The sequence below is a fragment of the Pseudomonas sp. GM21 genome (assembly GCF_000282215.1).
Taxonomy (GTDB): Bacteria; Pseudomonadota; Gammaproteobacteria; order Pseudomonadales; family Pseudomonadaceae; genus Aquipseudomonas.
Genome location: NZ_AKJS01000108.1, coordinates 26,277 through 46,640 on the forward strand (window position 1 = coordinate 26,277; position 20,364 = coordinate 46,640).

Genomic DNA, 20,364 nt, shown 5'->3' on the forward strand with positions numbered 1-20,364 from the left:
GGTTAGCCCTCTTTGGCGGGAGTGGGTGCCGACTGGCCGCTGTCTTTCAGGGCCTTGGTCACTTCCGGCGGCATGTACTTTTCATCGTGCTTGGCCAGCACCTCGTCAGCCACTACCACGCCGTCGGCGTTGAGTTTCCCCAGGGCGACAATGCCCTGCCCTTCGCGGAACAGGTCCGGAAGAATGCCGCGATAGGTAATGGTCACGGATTTATTGAAGTCGGTAACAATGAATTTCACGTCCAGCGAGTCGCCGGAACGTTGCAGCGAATCTTTCTCGACCATACCGCCCGCACGGATGCGCGTATCCAGCGGCGCTTCGCCGTTGGCTATCTGGGTCGGGGTATAAAACAGATTGATGTTCTGCTGCAGGGCACTCAGGGCCAGGCCGACGGCCGAGCCGACACCTACCAGAATCGCGAGAATGATGATAAGACGCTTTTTGCGCAGCGGATTCACTTGCCGTTCTCCCGGCGCAAACGACGCGCCTCTTGTTGCAGATACCGCTTGCGGGCCAGGAGCGGCGCCGCCACGTTGAGGGCCAGCACCGTCAGGCAGATGCCATAGGCTGACCAGACATACAGGGCGTGATGGCCCATGGCGAGGAAGTCGCCGAATGAAGCAAAACTCATCGAGCGGCCTCCAGACTGTTCTGTACTTCGGCCTTGACCCAGCTGGCGCGCGCTTCGCGCTTGAGCACTTCAAGGCGCATGCGCAGCAACAGGACCGCGCCGAAGAAACAGTAGAAGCCCAGCACCGTCAGCAACAGAGGCAGCCACATCTCGGCCGGCATCGCCGGTTTTTCGGTGAGGGTGAAGGTCGCGCCCTGGTGCAGGGTGTTCCACCACTCCACCGAGTATTTGATGATCGGAATGTTGATCACGCCGACAATCGCCAGCACCGCGCAGGCCTTGGCGGCACTGTCACGATTGCTGATGGCGTTGCCCAGCGCAATAAGACCGAAGTACAGAAACAGCAGAATCAGCATGGACGTTAGTCGCGCATCCCAGACCCACCACGAACCCCAGGTCGGTTTGCCCCAAATCGCGCCGGTGACCAGCGCCACGGCGGTCATCCAGGCACCGATGGGCGCCGCGCATTGCAGGGCGACGTCGGCCAGTTTCATCTTCCAGACCAGCCCGACAATGCCGCACACGGCCAGCATCACATAGCAGGACTGCGCCAGCATCGCGGCGGGAACATGGATATAGATGATGCGAAAGCTGTTGCCTTGCTGGTAGTCGGGCGGCGCGAAGGCCAGGCCCCAAACGACACCCACGCCGATCAGCAGCAACGCCGCGACGCTCAGCCAGGGCAGCAGTTTGCCACTGATACCGTAAAACCATTTGGGCGAGCCGAGCTTGTGAAACCACGTCCAGTTCATACTGTTTCCATCACGGTTGCCCTTCGCTGTGAAGAGCTGGGTCTTTACTGGTTAAATTTTAACCAGACCTCATTATTCGCCGACGCTGATCTTCAGGCCAGCGGCTATTGCAAACGGTGTCAGGGTTATCGCCAGGGCGGTCAGGCTACCAAGCCACAAGAGATAACCAGTCGCCGGCATACCCTGCAAGGCTGCCTGCAAGGCGCCACTGCCGAGAATCAACACCGGGATGTACAGCGGCAGAATCAACAGTGCAAGCAACAGGCCACCGCGTTTCAATCCCACCGTCAGGGCTGCGCCCACCGCACCGAGCAGGCTCAGCACCGGTGTACCCAGCAATAAAGAAAGCAGCAACACCGGCAGACAAGCGGCAGGCAGACCGAGCATCAATGCCAGCAGTGGTGCGAGCAAAACCAGTGCCAGGCCAGAGAAGGCCCAGTGTGCCAGTACCTTGGCCAAAACCAGAAGAGGCAGAGGGTGCGACGAAAGGACCCACTGTTCAAGGGAGCCATCTTCGAAATCACTGCGGAAAAGCCCGTCCAGCGAGAGCAAAACCGATAAAAGTGCCGCGACCCAGACCAGTCCCGGAGACAAGGTTTGCAACAATTGAGCCTCGGGGCCCACCGCCAATGGAAACAGCGCCACCACGATGGCGAAGAATACCAGCGGATTGGCCAGTTCCGCAGGACGGCGGAACAGCAAGCGTGCCTCACGGGCGACCAACAGGCCGAAAACACTCATACGGCCCAATTCCCCAGATCAATGTCGCGATAGCCGGCCGGCATCCGGGTCAGCGTGTGGTGCGTGGTCAACACGACCATGCCGCCCTGCTCGCAGTGGGCGGCCAGGTGTTCTTCGAGCTGTGCCACGCCTTGTTTGTCGAGCGCGGTGAACGGTTCGTCGAGAATCCACAGCGACGGGCTGTCCAGGTACAGCCGCGCCAGCGCCACACGACGATGCTGGCCGGCAGACAGCGTGTGGCAGGGAACATCCTCGAAACCGCGCAACCCCACAGCCGCCAATGCCTGCCAGATGGCTTCATGGGACGCCGGTTGATGCAGGGCGCAGAGCCAGCTGAGGTTTTCCTCGGGGGTCAGCAGTTCCTTGATGCCGGCGGCATGACCAATCCACAGCAGATTGCGCGCCAATTCGTAACGTTGTTCATGCAGTGGCTGGCCGTTGAGCAGCACTTGACCGGCGGTCGGCTGCATCAGGCCACACAACAGGCGCAACAGGCTGGTTTTGCCACTGCCATTGGGGCCGCTGATTTGTACCATTTCGCCACTGGCCAGTCTCAAATCGAGATTTTCGAAGAGCAGCCGAAGGTCTCGCTCACAAGCGAGGGCAACGGTTTGCAGGACAGGGCTGGTCAAGGGATCACGGGCCTTTTGCGGTTCAAGTCGGCGGCGAAGCAGCCGCTAAAGAGATGCAGCATAGATGCATTGGCGGCTTGTTCTAGAGAGCTGCGTCAAACAATTGCAATGTTTTCCCGACTCCCCGAAAGACGGGCGGCATTATACATGCCATGCCCTACTCTAAAGAGTGCAATTTCCTCAGGTTGTGACCGCGTATGACAGGCGAAATGAACATCCTCCCATTGCCGCAAACCACGCTCGCGCCTTCGCGGCCGTTGGTGGTCAATGGCGAGCCGCTGAAGTTGCTGACGCCAATGGAAGGTTTGATCGCTGTCGGGCAGACCGCCAAGGCTGAAGTGCTGTCGCTCAAGCAGATGGATGAGACCTTTCAACTGTTGCTCAAAGTCACCCTCGAGAGCGGTCGCCAGACCACGGTCCAGGCCATCAGCACTCAACCGCTGCCCCAAGGCACCAGCCTGGCGATCACTCAACCGTCGGCGAGCAATCTGTCCATCATCGTGCAACAGGCCATCGCCACAAGCGTCGCCACCCTCACCCGCATCGACACGGCGCAGCTACCGGTAGGCACCTTGCTGCAAGGCAAAGTACTGACCTCGCAGGTGCTGCCACAGATGCCGGGACAGCCGACAGCTTTCCGCTCGATGGTGAGTTTGCTGAATACGGCACTGAGCGGCAGCACGCTGAGCATCGACAGCCCCACACCGCTGCGTATCGGCACCTTGTTGAGCGCAATGGTGCAAGACACCCAGACACTGAAATTCGTCCCGCTCAGCAACCGCCAGGAACAGTTGGCGGTGACGCAACAACTGGTCAGCCAGCAAAGCCGTCAAGGTTCCCTGGATGGTTTGATCCAAGCCCTGCAAAATCTGCCGACACCGCCGTCGTCAGACCCGACCTCCAACGATCTACGCGCAGCCGTCGAAAAACTGCTCGCCGGCCTGCCGGATGTTCAGCAACTGAGCACGCCAAAGGGCCTGGCTCAAGCACTGGCCAACAGTGGCTTGTTCCTCGAAGCGAAACTGCTGGCCGCACCGAATCCGACACTGGCCCCCGATATGAAGGGCGATTTGCTCAAGCTGATCGCACAGCTGACACCGGGGCTGCCGGCCAACACCAACCTCAATGCACTCATCGCCGCCAACACGCTGATGCAGGCAATGCCGAGTTTCGTGCGCAGCGCCCTCGGCATGCTCGGCCAGGTCAGCGCCAAACCGCTGCCCACCAGTTTCCCGCTGCCCGAGCGCCACCTGCAAAGCCAGGACGGCGAAGGCGATCTGGAGCACTTGCTGCGTTTGGCTGCGGCGGCGGTTTCGCGCCTGCAAAGCCATCAGCTATCAAGCCTTGAACAGACCGGCGTCACGGACGACGGTCGCCTGCTCAGCACCTGGCAGCTGGAAATCCCGATGCGCAACCTGCAGGACATTGTGCCGTTGCAGGTCAAGTTCCAGCGCGAAGAAGCCCCCGAGAAAGAACAACCGCATGAACGTCGCGACGAACGTGAGCCGAAACAGCCACTGTGGCGCGTCGACCTGGCGTTCGACATGGAACCGCTAGGCCCGATGCAGATTCAGGCGCAACTGATCAAGGGCAGCCTCTCCAGCCAGCTGTGGGCCGAACGCCCGTACACCGCGAGCCTGATTGAAAGTAATCTGGCTGCACTGCGCGAACGGCTGCTGGCATCGGGCCTGAACGTCGGCGATCTGGATTGCCATCTCGGGAAACCGCCACAAGGCCCACAAACCCGTCTCGAACAACGCTGGGTCGACGAAACCGCATGAATAACTCCAACGCCCCACGCCAGGCCATCGCCCTCAAATACGACGGCACCCACGCCCCTACCCTCACGGCCAAAGGTGACGAAGCACTGGCCGAAGCCATTCTGAAGATTGCCCGCGAATGCGAAGTGCCGATCTACGAAAACGCCGAGTTGGTGAAGCTGCTGGCGCGGATGGAATTGGGGGACAGTATTCCTGAGGAGTTGTACCGCACGATTGCCGAGATTATTGCGTTTGCGTGGAATTTGAAGGGCAAGTTTCCAGTGGGGCATGAGTCGGAGGGGGTAATGGTTGAGAAGGACATTACCGAACGCGGGGATGATTACTGAGGTTTCGAGGACGCCATCGCGAGCAGGCTCACTCCCACAGGGTTCGGTGGCGTTCGCACATCTTGTGTTCTACTACGATACCTGTGCGAGCCTGCTCGCGATAACAAACCCAGCCAAATCGCAAAAATCAGTTCTTAGGCAATTTGTCCGCCAGCGCCACCGTCGTCTCGCCCTCAGTTTTGAAAAAACGCAAAAGCCTGAGGCTGCGACCGACAATCAAGCCATTGATCAGGCCGGCCCCCAATGCTGACCATGCCACCGCCGACACGGCCTCAGCCATTTCCGGATGCATGGCCGTCTGGTATCCGTTGTAATAACGCCAGGCAAAGAAACACCAATACACCATCAATACTTTGATAGTGCCGCCCAAAAGTAGGCGGTCCCCATCGCGTTCTACGCTTTGGTAGGAGTAAAAGCGCAACGCCAGAAACCAGCCTGCCAGTAGTCCCAGCGCATACATCGAGAGCGGGATCGCAGTTCCTTGGGAGAACTTCAGCGAGATCAGGGAAATGGCAACAAATATGGCCGGAGTGATCTGCAACGACCTCTTCGACTCATGCCCCTTGAAACACGCACTTACGCCGTAGTAAGTCAGGATAAAAAAGACTGCATAAACCCATAGCGGTGTACCACGCAGTATGTCGAGCATAGGCCTCCTTGGCACTGCAATGTCTGAAACAGGCGTCGTTTATCAGCGGCGATCACGTTACCGAGGGTGGCTGGTAATCACAAGTCGGCGCAATCCGAAAAAATCCAAGGTAGAGAAGGATTTCTCCGAACGCGGGGATTATTACTGAGGTTTCGAGGACGCCATCGCGAGCAGGCTCACTCCCACATTGGATCGTTGGTGTGCACAAATTTTGTGTTCACTGAAGATCAACTATAGATGTGGGAGTGAGCCTGCTCGCGATTGGCTATCTCAGTTCTTGTGAAGCTTGCGCATCAACTCAGCCTCAGCCTGGGTCAACCCGCAGGACTGCGTCAGTTCATCAACAGTCGCGCCCATCCCCACCAGTCGCGCCGCCTGGGCGAACGACAGACTCGATGGGTCGCGCTGTTCCAGCTGAGCAAGTTTGTCCGGCAACGGGCTGACCACCGCGCGCAGTTCGTGCAGGTCTTCACCCATGAGCACGTTGCCGCTCTGGTAGTTTTCCACGCGTTTGGCCAGGTCTTTGATGCGCTGATCCCGTAGCGCATCGCCCTGAGCCTGTTGTGCGGCGATCAGTCGTTGACCGCGTATGTACGCCAGAAACATCGCCAGCGTGCCTGCCCAGAAGAGGAACAGGACAATGACCGCAACCTCAAGAATCAATCAGATGTTCTCCAGGTCCGACCATTCTTCTTCGCTCATCATCTTGTCCAGCTCGACCAGGATCAGCAGTTCGTTGTTCTTGTTGCACACGCCTTGAATGAACTTGGCGGATTCTTCGTTACCGACGTTTGGCGCGGTTTCGATTTCCGACTGACGCAGGTAAACCACTTCAGCCACGCTGTCGACCATGATCCCGACCACCTGTTTGTCGGCTTCGATGATGACGATACGGGTGTTGTCGCTGATCTCGGCGTTCATCAGGCCAAAGCGCTGACGGGTGTCGATCACGGTGACTACATTACCGCGCAGGTTGATGATGCCCAGGACGTAGCTCGGAGCACCCGGGACCGGGGCGATTTCGGTGTAGCGCAGGACTTCCTGAACGCGCATCACGTTGATGCCGTAGGTTTCGTTATCCAGCTTGAAGGTTACCCATTGCAGGATCGGATCTTCGGAACCCTTTGCAGCCGTCGCCTTATCATTCATACCCTGACCCCTCAAAAAACCGCCCTGGCGGTGTGTGTCCTGTGCGTCGGCAATCACTGCCGTCGCGTGTTTTTATGTTGGTGTGTGAGCCGGCTTTTTAATACTGCTCAGGTGCTTTGCGCCGCCACTGGCGATCAGCTCGGCCAGCGCGGAAACATCGAGCAACGCGCACATGTGTTCAATCACGGTGCCCGCCAGCCACGGCCGTTGACCACGGTGGCTGCGCCATTTGATTTCGTTGGGGTCCAGGCGCAATGAGCGACTGACCTGATGCACCGCCAGCCCCCACTCATAACCCTGAACCGAAATGACGTATTGCAAGCCCTGACGGAAGTCATCGCGGTAGCGGTCGGGCATGACCCAGCGTGCGGTATCCAGTACTTTCAAGTTGCCGGCCTGGCTTGGCAGGATCCCGAGGAACCACTCCGGCTGGCCGAACAGCGGCGTCAGCTCGTGACCCGCCAGGGAATAAATCGAGCCCAGGCACACCAATGGCACCGCCAGTGTCAGCCCGGCGACGTCGAACAACAGGCATTCGAAGGGCTCAGCGGCCCACGAAGGACGACCATCGGGCTGTACCGGAGGCGGTGTATTGCTCGGTGGCAGGTGAACGTCGACGACCGACGGCACCAACGTTTTGAGCAGCGGTGCGATGGCCGATACCGGCGCGAGGACCGGTGCCGGTGCCTCCATGACCGGCGCTGGCACTGTGGCCACGGGGACAATCACAGGGGCTATCACCGGCGCTTTAACCACAGGCGCTGCAACCACCGCCACGGGGCGCGCATCGCGAGCCTGTTCTTCGAGCACCGCCAACTGAAATTCGTCCAGGATACTTTCAGGCTCGCTCACTTCGACCCGAGCTTCGATGAACGGCGCCAGTTCCTCGGTCGCGTCCTGCAACAAGCTGTCCAGGTAAGTCTGCAGCGCCAGTTGCGGGCGAGAGGTGATCTTCACTGGCCGATTCATTCAGGCGCTCCGCAAGCAAGGTTCATCTCAAGCCACCTGCGCAACGGATTGCTGCGCCAGCAAATGCTTGAGCAGCGCGCGGTAAGCGAGAACGCCACGGCTCTTGCCGTCGAACTGCGAGGGCGTAAGCCCGGCCCGGCTTGCGTCACGCAAACGGGTGTCGATCGGGATGTAGCCTTGCCAGATTTCTTCCGGGTACTTGTCGCGCAACACCCGCAAGGTTCCGAGGGAGGCCTGGGTGCGGCGGTCGAACAAGGTCGGGATGATGGTGAACGGCAGCGCCTGCTTGCGTGAGCGGTTGATCATTGCCAGGGTGTTGACCATGCGTTCCAGGCCTTTGACCGCCAGGTGCTCGGTCTGCACCGGGATCACCAACTGCTGGCTCGCCGCCAAGGCATTGACCATCAGTACGCCGAGCAACGGCGGGCTGTCGATCACGGCGTAATCGAAGTCTTGCCACAACTGCGCCAGGCTCTTGGCAATGACGAGGCCCAACCCACTCTGCCCCGGCGACTGGCGCTCAAGCGTGGCCAGCGCAGTGCTGGAGGGCAACAGCGAAATGCTTTCGTGACTGGTGGACAACAACAGCTGCCCGGGCAGACCTTGCGGCACGCCGCCCTTGTGCAGGAACAAATCGTAGCTACTGTGTTCCAGGCTGTCGGGGTCGTAGCCGAAGTAGCTGGTCATGGAGCCGTGCGGATCGAGATCGACCACGACCACGCGCTTGCCCGCCTCGGCCAACAAACCGGCTAAAGCGATAGAGGAAGTGGTTTTACCAACACCACCCTTTTGATTGGCAACTGCCCAGACTCTCATTCGAAGGTTCCGCCCGGTCGAACGTGTCGACCGAGAAATAGCTCAACGTGTTAATGCGGGTGACGGAGAATTGACGGCGCTCTCTCGTCCCGGCGACTTGACCGGGGTTGGTGCAGTTTGTGTGCCAGCACGCTTCAACGCGGCATCCGGTTGCGCATGAGCGGTACCGGTGCCGGTCAGGCTGCGGCGTACATCGAGATTGCGCGAAACCACCAGCACCACACGACGGTTGCGTGCGCGGCCTTCAGCGGTGGCGTTGTTGGCTACCGGCTGGAATTCGCCGTAACCCACGGAGGCCAGGCGCCCGGGGTTTACGCCCTGCATCGCCAGCATGCGCACGATGCTCGCCGAACGGGCCGAGGACAGCTCCCAGTTGGTCGGGTACTGCGCGGTGCGGATCGGTTGATCGTCGGTAAAACCTTCGACGTGAATCGGGTTGTCGAACGGTTTCAGAATCCCGGCAACCTTGGCGATGATGTTGAACGCGATGTCACTGGGCATGGCATCGCCACTGCCAAACAACAGGCTGGAATTGAGCTCGATCTCGACCCACAACTCGTTGCCACGCACGGTCATCTGGTTGGAGCTGATCAGATCACCAAATGCCGCGCTGATGTCATCGGCGATGCTTTTCAGCGGGTCGCTGGAACCGGCAACACCGGCATCGACCTGCTCACTGTCCTTCACCAAAGGCTTGGCCGGTGTCACCGTCACCGGTCGCTCTTCGCCGATCGGGATCGGCTTCAGGGAGCGATCCGCGTCGGTGAAGACTCCGATCAACGCTTGCGAGATGACTTTGTACTTGCCTTCGTTGATCGACGAGATCGAGTACATGACGACGAAGAACGCGAACAGCAACGTAATGAAGTCGGCATAGGAAACGAGCCAGCGTTCATGGTTCACATGTTCTTCAGGTTGCCTGCGACGAGCCATGGTCCATTTCCCCCATCAATCCATGAAGCCCTGAAGCTTCAACTCAATGGAGCGAGGGTTTTCACCTTCGGCGATCGACAGAATCCCTTCCAGCAACATTTCGCGATAGCGCGACTGGCGCAAGGCGACGGACTTGAGCTTGGCGGCAATCGGCAGCAACACCAGGTTGGCACTGGCCACACCATAGATGGTGGCGACGAAGGCCACGGCAATACCACTACCCAATTGGGTCGGATCGGCCAGGTTGCCCATGACATGGATCAGGCCCATCACCGCGCCGATGATGCCGATGGTCGGCGCGTAGCCGCCCATGCTTTCGAAGACTTTGGCGGCTTCGATGTCGCGGCTTTCCTGAGTGTAGAAATCCACTTCCAGGATGCTGCGAATCGCTTCCGGCTCGGCGCCGTCAACCAGCAATTGCAGGCCTTTGCGCGAGTAGCTATCGGGTTCGGCATCGGCCACCCCTTCCAGGCCGAGCAAACCTTCCTTGCGGGCGGTCAGGCTCCAGTTCACCACGCGATCAATGCCACCGGCCAGATCAACGCGAGGCGGAAACAGAATCCAGCCAAGGATTTGCATGGCGCGTTTGAAGGCGCTCATCGGCGATTGCAGCAAGGCTGCGCCGATGGTGCCGCCGAGTACGATCAGGGCTGCCGGGCCGTTGGCCAGCGCGCCGAGATGCCCGCCTTCAAGGTAGTTGCCGCCAATGATGGCGACGAACGCCATGATGATGCCGATAAGGCTTAAAACATCCATCAGATACACGCCTCGACCAAGTGCTTGCCAATATCTTCCAGCCCGTAGATCGCATCCGCGAGCTCGGCTTTGACGATGGCCATCGGCATGCCGTAGATCACGCAGCTGGCTTCATCCTGAGCCCAGATCGCGCTGCCGCTCTGCTTGAGCAGGCGAGCGCCTTCGCGACCGTCGGCGCCCATACCAGTCAGCACCACCGCCAGAACTTTGTCGCCGTAGGACTTGGCGGCCGAGCCGAAGGTGATGTCCACGCTCGGTTTGTAATTCAGACGTTCGTCGCCCGGCAGGATTTTCACCGCGCCACGGCCATCGATCATCATTTGCTTGCCACCCGGGGCCAGCAACGCCAGGCCAGGACGCAGGATGTCGCCATCCTCGGCTTCCTTGACGCTGATGCGGCAGAGCTTGTCCAGGCGTTCGGCGAAGGCTTTGGTGAACGCTGCCGGCATGTGCTGGACCAACACCAGCGGCGCCGGGAAGTTCGCCGGCAACTGGGTCAGAACCCGTTGCAGCGCAACCGGACCGCCGGTGGACGTGCCGATGGCAACCAGTTTGTAGGCTTTGCGTTTCGGAGCCGGCGACGACGGCGCAGGCGCATGTGAACGAGCCGGCACCGGTGCCGGCACTGGACGCGGCGGTGCGCTGCTGGCGTAACTGCTGACGCTTGCAGAAACAGGCACAGGCACAGGTGCGGGCGTCGGCGCTGACACGGCGGCCGGGGCCGGTGCGCTGTAGGTGTTGGCGCGACGGTTACTGCGCGAAATGCTGAGAATCTTCTCGCACAGCAGTTGCTTGACCTTCTCCGGATTGCGGGAGATGTCTTCGAAATTCTTCGGCAGGAAATCGACGGCACCGGCGTCCAGCGCATCGAGGGTGACCCGGGCGCCTTCGTGGGTCAGCGAGGAGAACATCAACACGGGCGTCGGGCAGCGCTGCATGATGTGTCGAACAGCCGTGATGCCATCCATCATGGGCATCTCGTAGTCCATGGTGATCACGTCCGGCTTGAGGGCCAGGGCCTGATCGATCGCCTCTTTTCCGTTGGTCGCCGTACCGACGACCTGGATATTCGAATCCGCTGAAAGAATTTCCGAGACGCGGCGGCGGAAAAACCCCGAATCGTCCACCACCAGGACTTTGACTGCCATAAACACTCCATTAGACGGAGCGAGGCTCAGTCGCCCCGCTCCACCAGAATCAAATACGCCGCGTGGCGTAACGCTTGAGCATGCTCGGTACATCGAGAATCAGCGCAATACGGCCGTCACCGGTGATGGTGGCGCCCGACATGCCCGGGGTTCCCTGGAGCATTTTGCCCAATGGCTTGATGACCACTTCTTCCTGGCCCACCAGTTGATCGACGACAAAGCCGATCCGCTGGGTGCCCACCGAAAGGATCACCACATGGCCTTCGCGCTGCTCTTCGTGAGCGGCGGAGCTGACCAGCCAGCGTTTGAGGTAAAACAGTGGCAGCGCCTTGTCGCGCACGATCACCACTTCCTGGCCGTCCACCACGTTGGTGGTCGACAGGTCGAGGTGGAAGATCTCGTTGACGTTCACCAGCGGGAACGCAAATGCCTGGTTGCCGAGCATGACCATCAGCGTCGGCATGATCGCCAGGGTCAACGGGACCTTGATGACGATCTTCGAGCCCTGGCCCTTGGTCGAGTAGATGTTGATCGAACCATTGAGCTGGGAAATCTTGGTTTTCACCACGTCCATGCCCACGCCACGACCCGACACGTCGGAGATCTCGGTTTTGGTCGAGAACCCTGGCGCGAAGATCAGGTTGTAGCACTCAGTGTCGCTCAAGCGATCCGCAGCATCCTTGTCCATCACTCCACGCTTTACCGCGATGGAACGCAGGACCTGCGGGTCCATGCCTTTGCCGTCATCGGAGATCGACAGCAGGATGTGGTCGCCTTCCTGTTCCGCAGCAAGAATTACCTTGCCGCCACGGGACTTGCCCGAGGCTTCACGTTCTTCCGGCGACTCGATGCCGTGGTCGACCGCATTGCGCACCAAGTGGACCAGAGGGTCGGCCAGGGCCTCGACGAGGTTCTTGTCGAGGTCGGTTTCTTCGCCGACCAGTTCCAGGTTGATTTCTTTCTTGAGCTGACGAGCCAGGTCGCGAACCAGACGCGGGAAGCGCCCGAACACTTTCTTGATCGGTTGCATCCGGGTCTTCATGACCGCGGTTTGCAGGTCAGCCGTCACCACATCAAGGTTCGACACAGCCTTCGACATGGCCTCGTCAGCACTGTTGGCGCCCAGGCGAACCAGGCGGTTACGCACCAGCACCAACTCACCGACCATGTTCATGATTTCGTCCAGACGCGCGGTATCGACCCGCACCGTGGTCTCGGCTTCGCTGGCCGGTTTTTCCGCTGGCGGCGCGGCCGGAGCACGGGCCGGGGCCGGTGCGGCGGCGGCCACCGGTTTCGGTGTTTCGGCTTTGGGCTCAGGCGTCTTGGCAACCGGTGCCGGTGCGACCGCCTTGGCGACTGGCGCCGCGACGAAAGAGGCGGCAGAACCGGTCGCTACTTCGCTGAACTTGCCTTTGCCATGCAATTCGTCGAGCAGCGCTTCGAACTCGTGATCGGAGATCAGATCGCCGCCCGCTGCAGCTGCAGTCGGCGCAGCCGGTACCGATACCGAAGCAATGGCCGACTCCAGCGCATCCACCGCAAAGTTGCCTTTGCCGTGCAACTGGTCGAGCAGTGCTTCAAATTCGTCATCGGTAATGTCGCTACTGTCGCCTGCTGCTTTCGGGGCAACGGGCGCGGCGGGTGCGGCGGTCACGGCATCGACAGCGAACTGGCCTTTACCGTGCAGTTGATCGAGCAGTGACTCGAACTCGGCGTCGGTGATTTCGTCGCTGGCCGCGGCATCGTTGACCGGCGTGGGTGTAGCAACCGGAGCTTCGGCCTGAGCCTTGACAGCGTTCAGCGAGTCCAACAGTTGTTCGAATTCGTTATCGGTGATGTCGTCCGATTCAGTTTCAGCAGCAGGTGCTTGCGCCGCTTCAGCAACGGGTGCCTGTTCATCGGCCGATTGCGGCTCGGCCAGACGGGCCAGTGCCGCGAGCAATTCAGGTGTTGCAGCCGTGATAGGGCTGCGCTCGCGGACTTCGCTGAACATGCTGTTCACCGCGTCCAGCGCTTCCAGGACCACGTCCATCAGTTCCGAATCCACGCGTCGCTCACCCTTGCGCAGGATGTCGAACACGTTCTCGGCGATGTGGCAGCACTCCACCAGCTCGTTGAGCTGGAGGAAGCCGGCGCCCCCTTTTACAGTGTGAAAACCGCGAAAAATTGCATTGAGCAAGTCCGCATCATCCGGTCGGCTTTCAAGCTCGACCAGCTGTTCGGACAGTTGCTCCAGAATCTCGCCGGCCTCAACCAGAAAATCCTGAAGGATCTCTTCATCGGCGCCGAAGCTCATTAAGGGGGTGCTCCTGAGGTCTAAAAACCTAAAAAACCTAAAATGCTAAAACTCTAAAATCCTAGGCTGGATAACAAATCGTCCACATCGTCCTGACCGGACACAACATCTTCTCTTTTATCGGCATGAATCTGCGGACCTTCACCCTGAGAGAGATGTTTTTGCGGATCTTTTTCAGCCAGCATCGATTCACGGTCATGTTCGATACCCGCAAAGCGATCTACCTGGCTGGCCATGAGTACGAGCTTGAGCAAGTTGCTTTCAACTTCGGTGACCAATTGAGTCACGCGCTTGATGACCTGACCGGTGAGGTCCTGGTAATCCTGAGCGAGCAGGATGTCGTTGAGGTTGCTCGACACCGTGCGGTTGTCTTCGGTGCTGCGAGTCAGGAAACCGTCGACCCGACGGGCCAGCTCACGGAACTCTTGCGCCCCGACTTCGCGACGCATGAACCGGCTCCAGTCCGTGCTCAACGCCTGGGCTTCTGCGCTCAAGCTGTTGACCAGCGGCGTGGCGCTCTCCACCAGATCCATGGTGCGGTTGGCCGCAGCCTCGGTCAGCTTGACCACATACCCCAGGCGCTCAGTGGCGTCCGTGATCTGTGAAACTTCCTCGGCTTGCGGCATGTTCGGGTCAATCTGGAAATTGACGATCGCGCTGTGCAGCTCGCGAGTGAGCTTGCCCACTTCCTGGTACAGGCCGCGGTCACGGGTCTGATTGAGCTCATGGATCAATTGCACAGCGTCGCCGAACCTGCCCTTTTCAAGGCTCTCGACCAGTTCCACTGCGTGTTTTTTCAGGGTCGATTCAAAATCGCCCATTGAAGATTCTTTATGCTCCATAGCTCCCCCGTGGCGCAGTGGATCAACCGATGCGTTCGAAAATCTTCTCGATTTTTTCTTTCAACGCCTGGGCCGTGAAGGGTTTGACGACATAGCCGTTTACACCGGCCTGGGCCGCTTCGATGATCTGCTCGCGCTTGGCTTCAGCAGTCACCATCAGCACCGGCAAGTGCTTGAGCTTTTCATCGGCGCGCACGTGGCGCAGCAAATCGATACCGGTCATGCCAGGCATGTTCCAGTCCGTTACCAGAAAGTCGATGCTTCCGCTGTTGAGAACCGGAATGGCAGTAGTGCCATCGTCGGCTTCGACCGTGTTGGTGAACCCAAGGTCACGCAACAGGTTTTTTATGATCCGCCGCATCGTTGAGAAGTCATCAACGATGAGGATTTTCATGTTCTTGTCCAATTCGACCTCCAAGCAGTCTTAAACGCGCCCAGCACCTGGACACGCCATTTCATTCAAACCGGCAATGCATTCGATGACTGTCTGGAGCACAACAGATCGCGACCAGTGCCGTTCAAAACCGCACCAGACTCGTTCGCAGTGTCCCCCACACTGCCTTCAGCGCGCTCGCCACTCCCCCAAACGCCCCCGCAAACGGGCCGCGCACTGGCTGTGTAACTGGCTGACCCGCGATTCGCTGACCCCCAGGACCTCACCGATTTCCTTGAGATTCAACTCTTCGTCGTAGTACAGCGCCAACACCAGTCGCTCACGCTCCGGCAAATTGGCAATCGCGTCCGCCAGCGCTGCCTGGAAGCGTTCATCTTCCAGATCGCGTGACGGCTCGAGATGAGCACTCGCGCCATCCTCGTGCAGCCCTTCGTGTTCGCCGTCCTGCAACAGATCGTCGAAACTGAATAAGCGGCTACCGAGGGTGTCGTTCAAAATCCCGTAATAATCGTCGAGACTCAATTGGAGTTCGGCCGCAACCTCGTGATCTTTAGCGTCACGACCGGTTTTAGCTTCAATAGAGCGAATTGCGTCACTGACCATGCGGGTATTTCGGTGGACCGAACGCGGAGCCCAGTCCCCCTTGCGCACTTCATCAAGCATGGCGCCGCGGATTCGTATGCCCGCGTACGTCTCGAAACTCGCGCCCTTGCTGGCGTCGTATTTGGTCGACACTTCCAGCAGGCCGATCATCCCGGCCTGGATCAGGTCTTCAACCTGAACACTGGCTGGCAGACGGGCCAGCAAGTGGTAAGCAATGCGTTTGACCAGTGGCGAGTAACGCTCGATCAGCTCGTACTGCGCGTCACGTGCCGAGTTCTTGTAGAGGTTGTAGCCACTGGCTGTCATAGAACGGGACCCGCGGTCTGCTGCACGAGCCGCTCGACGAAAAATTCCAGGTGCCCGCGCGGGTTGGCAGGCAATGGCCAGGTATCGACCTTCTGCGCGATGGCCTTGAAGGCCAGGGCGCACTTGGAACGCGGGAAGGCTTCGTAAACAGCGCGTTGCTTCTGCACGGCCTTGCGCACGCTTTCGTCGTAAGGCACCGCGCCGACGTACTGCAGAGCGACGTCGAGAAAGCGATCAGTGACCTTGGTCAACTTGGCGAACAGGTTACGACCCTCTTGCGGGCTCTGGGCCATGTTGGCCAGGACGCGGAAGCGGTTCATGCCGTAATCGCGGTTAAGCAACTTGATCAGCGCGTAAGCGTCGGTGATGGAGGTCGGCTCGTCGCAGACCACCAGCAAGACTTCTTGCGCCGCACGAACAAAGCTGACGACCGAGTCGCCAATACCCGCAGCCGTGTCGATCACCAGGACGTCGAGGTTGTCACCGATGTCGCTGAAGGCCTGGATCAGGCCGGCGTGTTGAGCCGGGCTCAGGTGAACCATGCTCTGTGTGCCGGAGGCCGCCGGAATGATTCGAACACCGCCCGGCCCCTGCAACAGAACGTCGCGCAGCTCGCAGCGGCCTTCAATCACGTCGGCCAGGGTACGTTTGGGTGTCAGTCCCAGCAGGACGTCGACATTCGCCAGGCCCAGGTCAGCGTCCAACAGCATGACGCGACGGCCGAGCTCGGCCAGGGCCAGTGACAAATTCACTGACACGTTAGTCTTGCCGACGCCACCTTTGCCGCCGGTCACCGCAATCACCTGTACGGGATGCATGCTGCCCATGTTATTTCTTTACCTTGTCTTGCATAGACGGAGGCCACATTACTGGCTGCGCGTTCGCTAAAGGAACAATGCATGGCAGGCCATCGATGTAGGTACAAAAACTGTTCATTACTACCTTAGCCGACCTGCTTGGTCGGGCTGTGGTAAATATCAGCGAACATATCAGCCATGGCTTCTTCGCTGGGTTCTTCCTGCATTTGTACGCTGACGGCGCGGCTGACCAACTGATGACGGCGCGGCAGATGCAAATCATCCGGAATCCGCGGGCCGTCGGTCAGGTAAGCCACCGGCAACTCATGACTGATCGCCAGGCTTAACACCTCGCCCAGACTTGCCGTTTCATCCAGTTTAGTCAGGATGCAGCCAGCGAGCCCACAACGCTTGTAGCTATGATAAGCGGCTGTTAGAACCTGTTTCTGGCTAGTGGTTGCCAACACCAGATAATTTTTTGATTTGATGCCACGTCCGGCCAGGCTTTCGAGTTGCATACGCAGTGCCGGATCGCTGGCCTGAAGGCCCGCGGTATCAATCAACACCACGCGTTTGCGCAGCAGCGGTTCCAGCGCCTGTACCAATGACTGCCCCGGATCGACATGGGTCACCGACACATTGAGAATCCGCCCGAGCGTCCTGAGCTGCTCCTGGGCGCCAATGCGAAAGCTGTCCATGCTCACCAGCGCGATATTCTGTGCACCGTACTTGAGTACGTAACGGGCGGCGAGCTTGGCCAGGGTGGTGGTCTTGCCCATACCGGCAGGACCGACCATGGCAATCACACCGCCCTCTTCCAGTGGCTCGACTTCCGGTGTGGCGATCATCCGCGCCAAATGCGCCAGCAACATGCGCCACGCCTGACGGGGTTCATCAATGTCAGGAATCATAGCCAACAAATCGCGGGACAACGGGCCGGACAGGCCGATGCGTTGCAGGCGACGCCAAAGGTTAGCCTGGGCCGGACGGCTGCCTTGCAGCTGATTCCAGGCCAGCGAGCCGAGTTGCACTTCCATCAGTTCGCGCAGGCTGTTGAGCTCAAAACGCATCGAGTCGAACGCACGTGGGTCAACACCGCCGGCGGCAGGTGCCGGGGCGGGTGCCGCGCGACGCGGTTCGGCGTAGGTCGGTTCGATCAGCGGCTCGGCGGCCGTCAATGGCAGGCCGGCGAACAACTGGCGATTGGTGGTCTTGTCGCCTTCGGTTTCGCCGTCGCCACGCAGGCTCAATTCGGCCTGGGCCGTCACGATGCGCGACTGGGTCTTGCGCAGCTCATCCTCGAGTTCCATGTTCGGAACACGCGGGGCCAGCGCCGACAATTTGTAATCCAGCGCAGCCGTCAACTCGACACCACCGGCAATCCGGCGATTGCCAATAATGGCGGCATCGGCGCCCAGCTCATCACGAACCAGTTTCATGGCCTGACGCATATCGGCGGCGAAAAAACGCTTAACTTGCATAAACCACTACCTCAGCCGTTGGGCCCTACTGTCGCAACGATGGTCACTTGCTTGTTGTCAGGAATTTCCTGGTAAGCCAACACATGCAAGCCCGGGACTGCCAGTCGGCCAAATCGCGACAACATCGCGCGAACCGGGCCGGCCACCAGCAGAATCACCGGTTGACCTTGCATTTCTTGACGCTGCGCGGCATCGATCAACGAGCGCTGCAGTTTTTCAGCCATGCTTGGCTCCAGCAGAACACCCTCTTCCGAGCCTTGTCCTGCCTTCTGCAGACTATTGAGCAATATCTGTTCCAACCTTGGTTCCAGAGTGATCACGGGTAGCTCAGAGTCAGTGCCTACAATGCTTTGGACGATTGCGCGGGATACGCCGACACGCACAGCGGCCACCAGAGCGGCAGTATCTTGACTCTTGGCGGCGTTGTTGGCGATCGCCTCGGCGATGCTGCGAATATCTCGCACGGGCACCTGTTCGGCCAGCAGCGCCTGCAACACCTTAAGCAACTGCGACAGCGAAACCACGCCCGGAACCAACTCCTCAGCCAGCTTGGGCGAGCTTTTGGCCAGCAATTGCATGAGTTGCTGGACTTCTTCGTGACCGATCAGTTCGCTGGAGTGTTTGTACAGAATCTGGTTCAAGTGAGTGGCCACGACCGTACTGGCATCGACCACGGTGTAACCGAGCGATTGCGCCTGGGCGCGCTGACTGATTTCGATCCAGACCGCCTCTAACCCAAAAGCCGGATCTTTGGCGGTTATGCCATTAAGCGTGCCGTAGACCTGCCCCGGGTTGATCGCCAGTTCGCGCTCCGGATAAATCTCCGCCTCAGCCAGAATCACCCCCATCAGGGTCAGGCGATAGGCACTGGGTGCCAGGTCGAGGTTGTCACGAATATGCACCGTCGGCATCAGAAAGCCCAGGTCCTGGGACAGCTTCTTGCGCACGCCCTTGATCCGCGCCAACAGTTGCCCACCCTGATTGCGGTCCACCAGTGGAATCAGGCGATAGCCGACTTCCAGGCCAATCATGTCGATTGGCGTGACGTCATCCCAGCCCAGCTCCTTGGTCTCCATGGCGCGGGCCGGCGAAGGCAGCAGTTCCTGCTGTCGCTTGACCTCTTGCAGGGCCTGGACCTTGACCACGTTCTGCTTCTTCCAGAACAGGTAAGCACCACAGGCAGCGACCGCCGCCATGCTCAGGAAGGAGAAGTGCGGCATGCCTGGCACCAGGCCCATCACTGCCATCAAACCCGCTGCGACGGCGAGCGCTTTTGGCGAGGCGAACATCTGGCGGTTGATTTGCTTGCCCATGTCTTCCGAACCGGAAGCACGGGTCACCATGATCGCCGCCGCAGTGGACAACAGCAGTGATGGCAATTGCGCCACCAAACCGTCACCGATGGTCAGCAACGCGTAAACCTTGCCGGCGTCGGCGAAGCTCATATTGTGCTGGAAGATACCGACCGCCATGCCGCCGATCAGGTTGATAAACAGAATCAGCAGGCCGGCAATGGCGTCACCGCGCACGAATTTGCTGGCACCGTCCATGGAGCCGTAGAACTCGGCTTCCTGGGCCACTTCCATCCGGCGCAACTTGGCCTGGTTCTGATCGATCAGGCCGGCGTTCAAATCGGCGTCGATTGCCATTTGCTTGCCGGGCATCGCATCGAGGGTGAATCGCGCGCTCACCTCGGAAATCCGCCCGGCACCCTTGGTCACCACGACGAAGTTGATGATCATCAAAATCGCGAAGACCACGATACCGACCACGTAGTTACCGCCGATCACCACCTCACCGAAGGCCTGGATCACCTTACCGGCGGCGGCGTGACCGTCCTGACCGTGGAGCATCACCACTCGCGTGGAGGCCACGTTCAGCGCCAGTCGCAACAGCGTCGCCACCAGCAGAATGGTCGGGAACACCGCAAAATCCAGTGGCCGCAACGCGTAGACGCAGACCAGCAGCACAACAATGGACAGCGCAATGTTGAACGTGAAGAACACGTCCAGCAGGAACGGCGGCACCGGCAGCATCATCATGGCCAGCATGACCAGCAGCAACAACGGCACACCCAGATTGCCCCGACTCAAGTCGGCGACGTTTGTGCGGGCATTGTTGAGTAACTGAGAGCGATCCACCGGTTTTCCCCGTTCCTTTAAAGCAAACTTTTGACGCCTGAAGCAGGCGCAGGGCGGCTATTGCAAGAAGCCTTCCAACTTTTGCAGACGCTTGGAATAGAAGGATTGATTGGGGTTTTGTTGTAGCAGCTGCCGAGCCCGCGAGGCTGCGTTCGACTGCGAAGCGGTCGCGTGGTCAAGAATCTACGACTGCTGCGCAGCCGGACGCAGCCTCGCAGGCT

Annotated in this window: 22 protein-coding genes; 2 read left to right on the forward strand and 20 right to left on the reverse strand. The window is 59.5% G+C overall.

All coding sequences use genetic code 11. The features are described 5' to 3' along the window. Window positions 1–2 precede the first annotated feature (2 nt). The 5 genes from ccmE to ccmA all read right to left on the reverse strand — a co-directional run bounded on the left by ccmE (window position 3) and on the right by ccmA (window position 2,756). Complete coding sequence (gene ccmE, locus PMI22_RS11315; protein WP_007946754.1) at window positions 3–458, reverse strand: cytochrome c maturation protein CcmE; 456 nt, start codon at window positions 456–458, stop codon at window positions 3–5. Further along, entirely contained in the window at window positions 455–631 is a 177-nt protein-coding gene (gene ccmD, locus PMI22_RS11310; RefSeq protein ID WP_007946755.1) for a heme exporter protein CcmD, read from the reverse strand. Before ccmD ends, ccmE begins: the two co-directional genes overlap by 4 nt. Then, window positions 628–1,383 carry a heme ABC transporter permease gene (locus tag PMI22_RS11305; RefSeq protein WP_007946756.1) on the reverse strand — a complete coding sequence of 252 codons (756 nt, stop codon included), beginning with the start codon at window positions 1,381–1,383 and terminating at the stop codon, window positions 628–630. The genes ccmD and PMI22_RS11305 overlap by 4 nt, the downstream gene beginning before the upstream one ends. Window positions 1,384–1,455: 72 nt before the next feature. Beyond that, complete coding sequence (ccmB, locus tag PMI22_RS11300) at window positions 1,456–2,124, reverse strand: heme exporter protein CcmB (protein WP_007946758.1); 669 nt, start codon at window positions 2,122–2,124, stop codon at window positions 1,456–1,458. Beyond that, the gene (gene ccmA, locus PMI22_RS11295; RefSeq protein ID WP_007946759.1) at window positions 2,121–2,756 is read right to left on the reverse strand and encodes a cytochrome c biogenesis heme-transporting ATPase CcmA; all 636 of its coding nucleotides are present in this window, start codon (window positions 2,754–2,756) and stop codon (window positions 2,121–2,123) included. Before ccmA ends, ccmB begins: the two co-directional genes overlap by 4 nt. A 197-nt stretch (window positions 2,757–2,953) precedes the next feature. On the opposite strand from ccmA, the gene fliK reads away from it, so the two are divergent. Continuing rightward, a complete protein-coding gene (gene fliK / locus PMI22_RS11290; protein ID WP_007946760.1) occupies window positions 2,954–4,537 on the forward strand; it encodes a flagellar hook-length control protein FliK in 1,584 nt (527 codons plus the stop codon). After that, the gene (locus PMI22_RS11285; RefSeq protein ID WP_007946761.1) at window positions 4,534–4,863 is read left to right on the forward strand and encodes an EscU/YscU/HrcU family type III secretion system export apparatus switch protein; all 330 of its coding nucleotides are present in this window, start codon (window positions 4,534–4,536) and stop codon (window positions 4,861–4,863) included. The genes fliK and PMI22_RS11285 overlap by 4 nt, the downstream gene beginning before the upstream one ends. Window positions 4,864–4,990: 127 nt before the next feature. Here PMI22_RS11285 and PMI22_RS11280 read toward each other — a convergent pair whose 3' ends face one another. From PMI22_RS11280 to flhA, 15 genes are all read right to left on the reverse strand, one after another. After that, window positions 4,991–5,512 (reverse strand): hypothetical protein, encoded by a 522-nt coding sequence (locus PMI22_RS11280; protein WP_007946762.1) that lies wholly within the window; start codon window positions 5,510–5,512, stop codon window positions 4,991–4,993. A 270-nt stretch (window positions 5,513–5,782) separates the two neighbouring features. Continuing rightward, window positions 5,783–6,175 (reverse strand): DUF2802 domain-containing protein, encoded by a 393-nt coding sequence (locus PMI22_RS11275; protein ID WP_007946763.1) that lies wholly within the window; start codon window positions 6,173–6,175, stop codon window positions 5,783–5,785. After that, complete coding sequence (locus PMI22_RS11270) at window positions 6,176–6,661, reverse strand: chemotaxis protein CheW (protein WP_007946765.1); 486 nt, start codon at window positions 6,659–6,661, stop codon at window positions 6,176–6,178. 72 nt (window positions 6,662–6,733) lie between these two features. Continuing rightward, entirely contained in the window at window positions 6,734–7,630 is an 897-nt protein-coding gene (locus PMI22_RS11265) for a CheW domain-containing protein (protein ID WP_007946766.1), read from the reverse strand. Window positions 7,631–7,657: 27 nt separating this feature from the next. Next, the gene (locus PMI22_RS11260; RefSeq protein ID WP_007946767.1) at window positions 7,658–8,446 is read right to left on the reverse strand and encodes a ParA family protein; all 789 of its coding nucleotides are present in this window, start codon (window positions 8,444–8,446) and stop codon (window positions 7,658–7,660) included. Window positions 8,447–8,488: 42 nt separating this feature from the next. Further along, window positions 8,489–9,379, reverse strand: a complete 891-nt coding sequence (gene motD, locus PMI22_RS11255) for a flagellar motor protein MotD (protein ID WP_007946768.1) — start codon at window positions 9,377–9,379, stop codon at window positions 8,489–8,491. Window positions 9,380–9,394: 15 nt separating this feature from the next. After that, window positions 9,395–10,135, reverse strand: coding sequence for a flagellar motor protein (locus tag PMI22_RS11250; protein ID WP_007946769.1), 741 nt, complete (start codon window positions 10,133–10,135; stop codon window positions 9,395–9,397). Next, window positions 10,135–11,283: a protein-glutamate methylesterase/protein-glutamine glutaminase gene (locus PMI22_RS11245; RefSeq protein ID WP_007946770.1), complete on the reverse strand. Its 1,149-nt coding sequence runs from the start codon at window positions 11,281–11,283 to the stop codon at window positions 10,135–10,137. The genes PMI22_RS11250 and PMI22_RS11245 overlap by 1 nt, the downstream gene beginning before the upstream one ends. A 49-nt stretch (window positions 11,284–11,332) precedes the next feature. Further along, window positions 11,333–13,579 carry a chemotaxis protein CheA gene (locus PMI22_RS11240; RefSeq protein ID WP_007946771.1) on the reverse strand — a complete coding sequence of 749 codons (2,247 nt, stop codon included), beginning with the start codon at window positions 13,577–13,579 and terminating at the stop codon, window positions 11,333–11,335. 53 nt (window positions 13,580–13,632) lie between these two features. Next, complete coding sequence (locus tag PMI22_RS11235; RefSeq protein ID WP_033049368.1) at window positions 13,633–14,421, reverse strand: protein phosphatase CheZ; 789 nt, start codon at window positions 14,419–14,421, stop codon at window positions 13,633–13,635. Between the two features lie 22 nt (window positions 14,422–14,443). Continuing rightward, window positions 14,444–14,815: a chemotaxis response regulator CheY gene (locus PMI22_RS11230; RefSeq protein WP_003183998.1), complete on the reverse strand. Its 372-nt coding sequence runs from the start codon at window positions 14,813–14,815 to the stop codon at window positions 14,444–14,446. A gap of 168 nt (window positions 14,816–14,983) precedes the next feature. After that, the gene (gene fliA / locus PMI22_RS11225) at window positions 14,984–15,724 is read right to left on the reverse strand and encodes an RNA polymerase sigma factor FliA (protein WP_007946775.1); all 741 of its coding nucleotides are present in this window, start codon (window positions 15,722–15,724) and stop codon (window positions 14,984–14,986) included. Further along, a complete protein-coding gene (fleN, locus tag PMI22_RS11220; RefSeq protein ID WP_007946776.1) occupies window positions 15,721–16,551 on the reverse strand; it encodes a flagellar synthesis regulator FleN in 831 nt (276 codons plus the stop codon). The genes fliA and fleN overlap by 4 nt, the downstream gene beginning before the upstream one ends. 116 nt (window positions 16,552–16,667) lie before the next feature. Beyond that, window positions 16,668–18,002 carry a flagellar biosynthesis protein FlhF gene (flhF, locus tag PMI22_RS11215; protein WP_007946777.1) on the reverse strand — a complete coding sequence of 445 codons (1,335 nt, stop codon included), beginning with the start codon at window positions 18,000–18,002 and terminating at the stop codon, window positions 16,668–16,670. 11 nt (window positions 18,003–18,013) lie between these two features. Further along, on the reverse strand, window positions 18,014–20,143 hold the full coding sequence (gene flhA / locus PMI22_RS11210; protein ID WP_007946778.1) for a flagellar biosynthesis protein FlhA: 2,130 nt from the start codon (window positions 20,141–20,143) through the stop codon (window positions 18,014–18,016). Between the last annotated feature and the right edge of the window lie 221 nt (window positions 20,144–20,364).

Coding starts and splice junctions, on each gene's coding strand:
- ccmD (WP_007946755.1), bottom strand. CDS start 631: ATGAGTTTTGCTTCATTCGGCGACTTCCTCGCCATGGGCCATCACGCC.
- PMI22_RS11305 (WP_007946756.1), bottom strand. CDS start 1,383: ATGAACTGGACGTGGTTTCACAAGCTCGGCTCGCCCAAATGGTTTTAC.
- ccmB (WP_007946758.1), bottom strand. CDS start 2,124: ATGAGTGTTTTCGGCCTGTTGGTCGCCCGTGAGGCACGCTTGCTGTTC.
- fliK (WP_007946760.1), top strand. CDS start 2,954: ATGACAGGCGAAATGAACATCCTCCCATTGCCGCAAACCACGCTCGCG.
- PMI22_RS11285 (WP_007946761.1), top strand. CDS start 4,534: ATGAATAACTCCAACGCCCCACGCCAGGCCATCGCCCTCAAATACGAC.
- PMI22_RS11280 (WP_007946762.1), bottom strand. CDS start 5,512: ATGCTCGACATACTGCGTGGTACACCGCTATGGGTTTATGCAGTCTTT.
- PMI22_RS11270 (WP_007946765.1), bottom strand. CDS start 6,661: ATGAATGATAAGGCGACGGCTGCAAAGGGTTCCGAAGATCCGATCCTG.
- PMI22_RS11265 (WP_007946766.1), bottom strand. CDS start 7,630: ATGAATCGGCCAGTGAAGATCACCTCTCGCCCGCAACTGGCGCTGCAG.
- PMI22_RS11260 (WP_007946767.1), bottom strand. CDS start 8,446: ATGAGAGTCTGGGCAGTTGCCAATCAAAAGGGTGGTGTTGGTAAAACC.
- motD (WP_007946768.1), bottom strand. CDS start 9,379: ATGGCTCGTCGCAGGCAACCTGAAGAACATGTGAACCATGAACGCTGG.
- PMI22_RS11250 (WP_007946769.1), bottom strand. CDS start 10,135: ATGGATGTTTTAAGCCTTATCGGCATCATCATGGCGTTCGTCGCCATC.
- PMI22_RS11245 (WP_007946770.1), bottom strand. CDS start 11,283: ATGGCAGTCAAAGTCCTGGTGGTGGACGATTCGGGGTTTTTCCGCCGC.
- PMI22_RS11240 (WP_007946771.1), bottom strand. CDS start 13,579: ATGAGCTTCGGCGCCGATGAAGAGATCCTTCAGGATTTTCTGGTTGAG.
- PMI22_RS11235 (WP_033049368.1), bottom strand. CDS start 14,421: ATGGAGCATAAAGAATCTTCAATGGGCGATTTTGAATCGACCCTGAAA.
- PMI22_RS11230 (WP_003183998.1), bottom strand. CDS start 14,815: ATGAAAATCCTCATCGTTGATGACTTCTCAACGATGCGGCGGATCATA.
- fliA (WP_007946775.1), bottom strand. CDS start 15,724: ATGACAGCCAGTGGCTACAACCTCTACAAGAACTCGGCACGTGACGCG.
- fleN (WP_007946776.1), bottom strand. CDS start 16,551: ATGGGCAGCATGCATCCCGTACAGGTGATTGCGGTGACCGGCGGCAAA.
- flhF (WP_007946777.1), bottom strand. CDS start 18,002: ATGCAAGTTAAGCGTTTTTTCGCCGCCGATATGCGTCAGGCCATGAAA.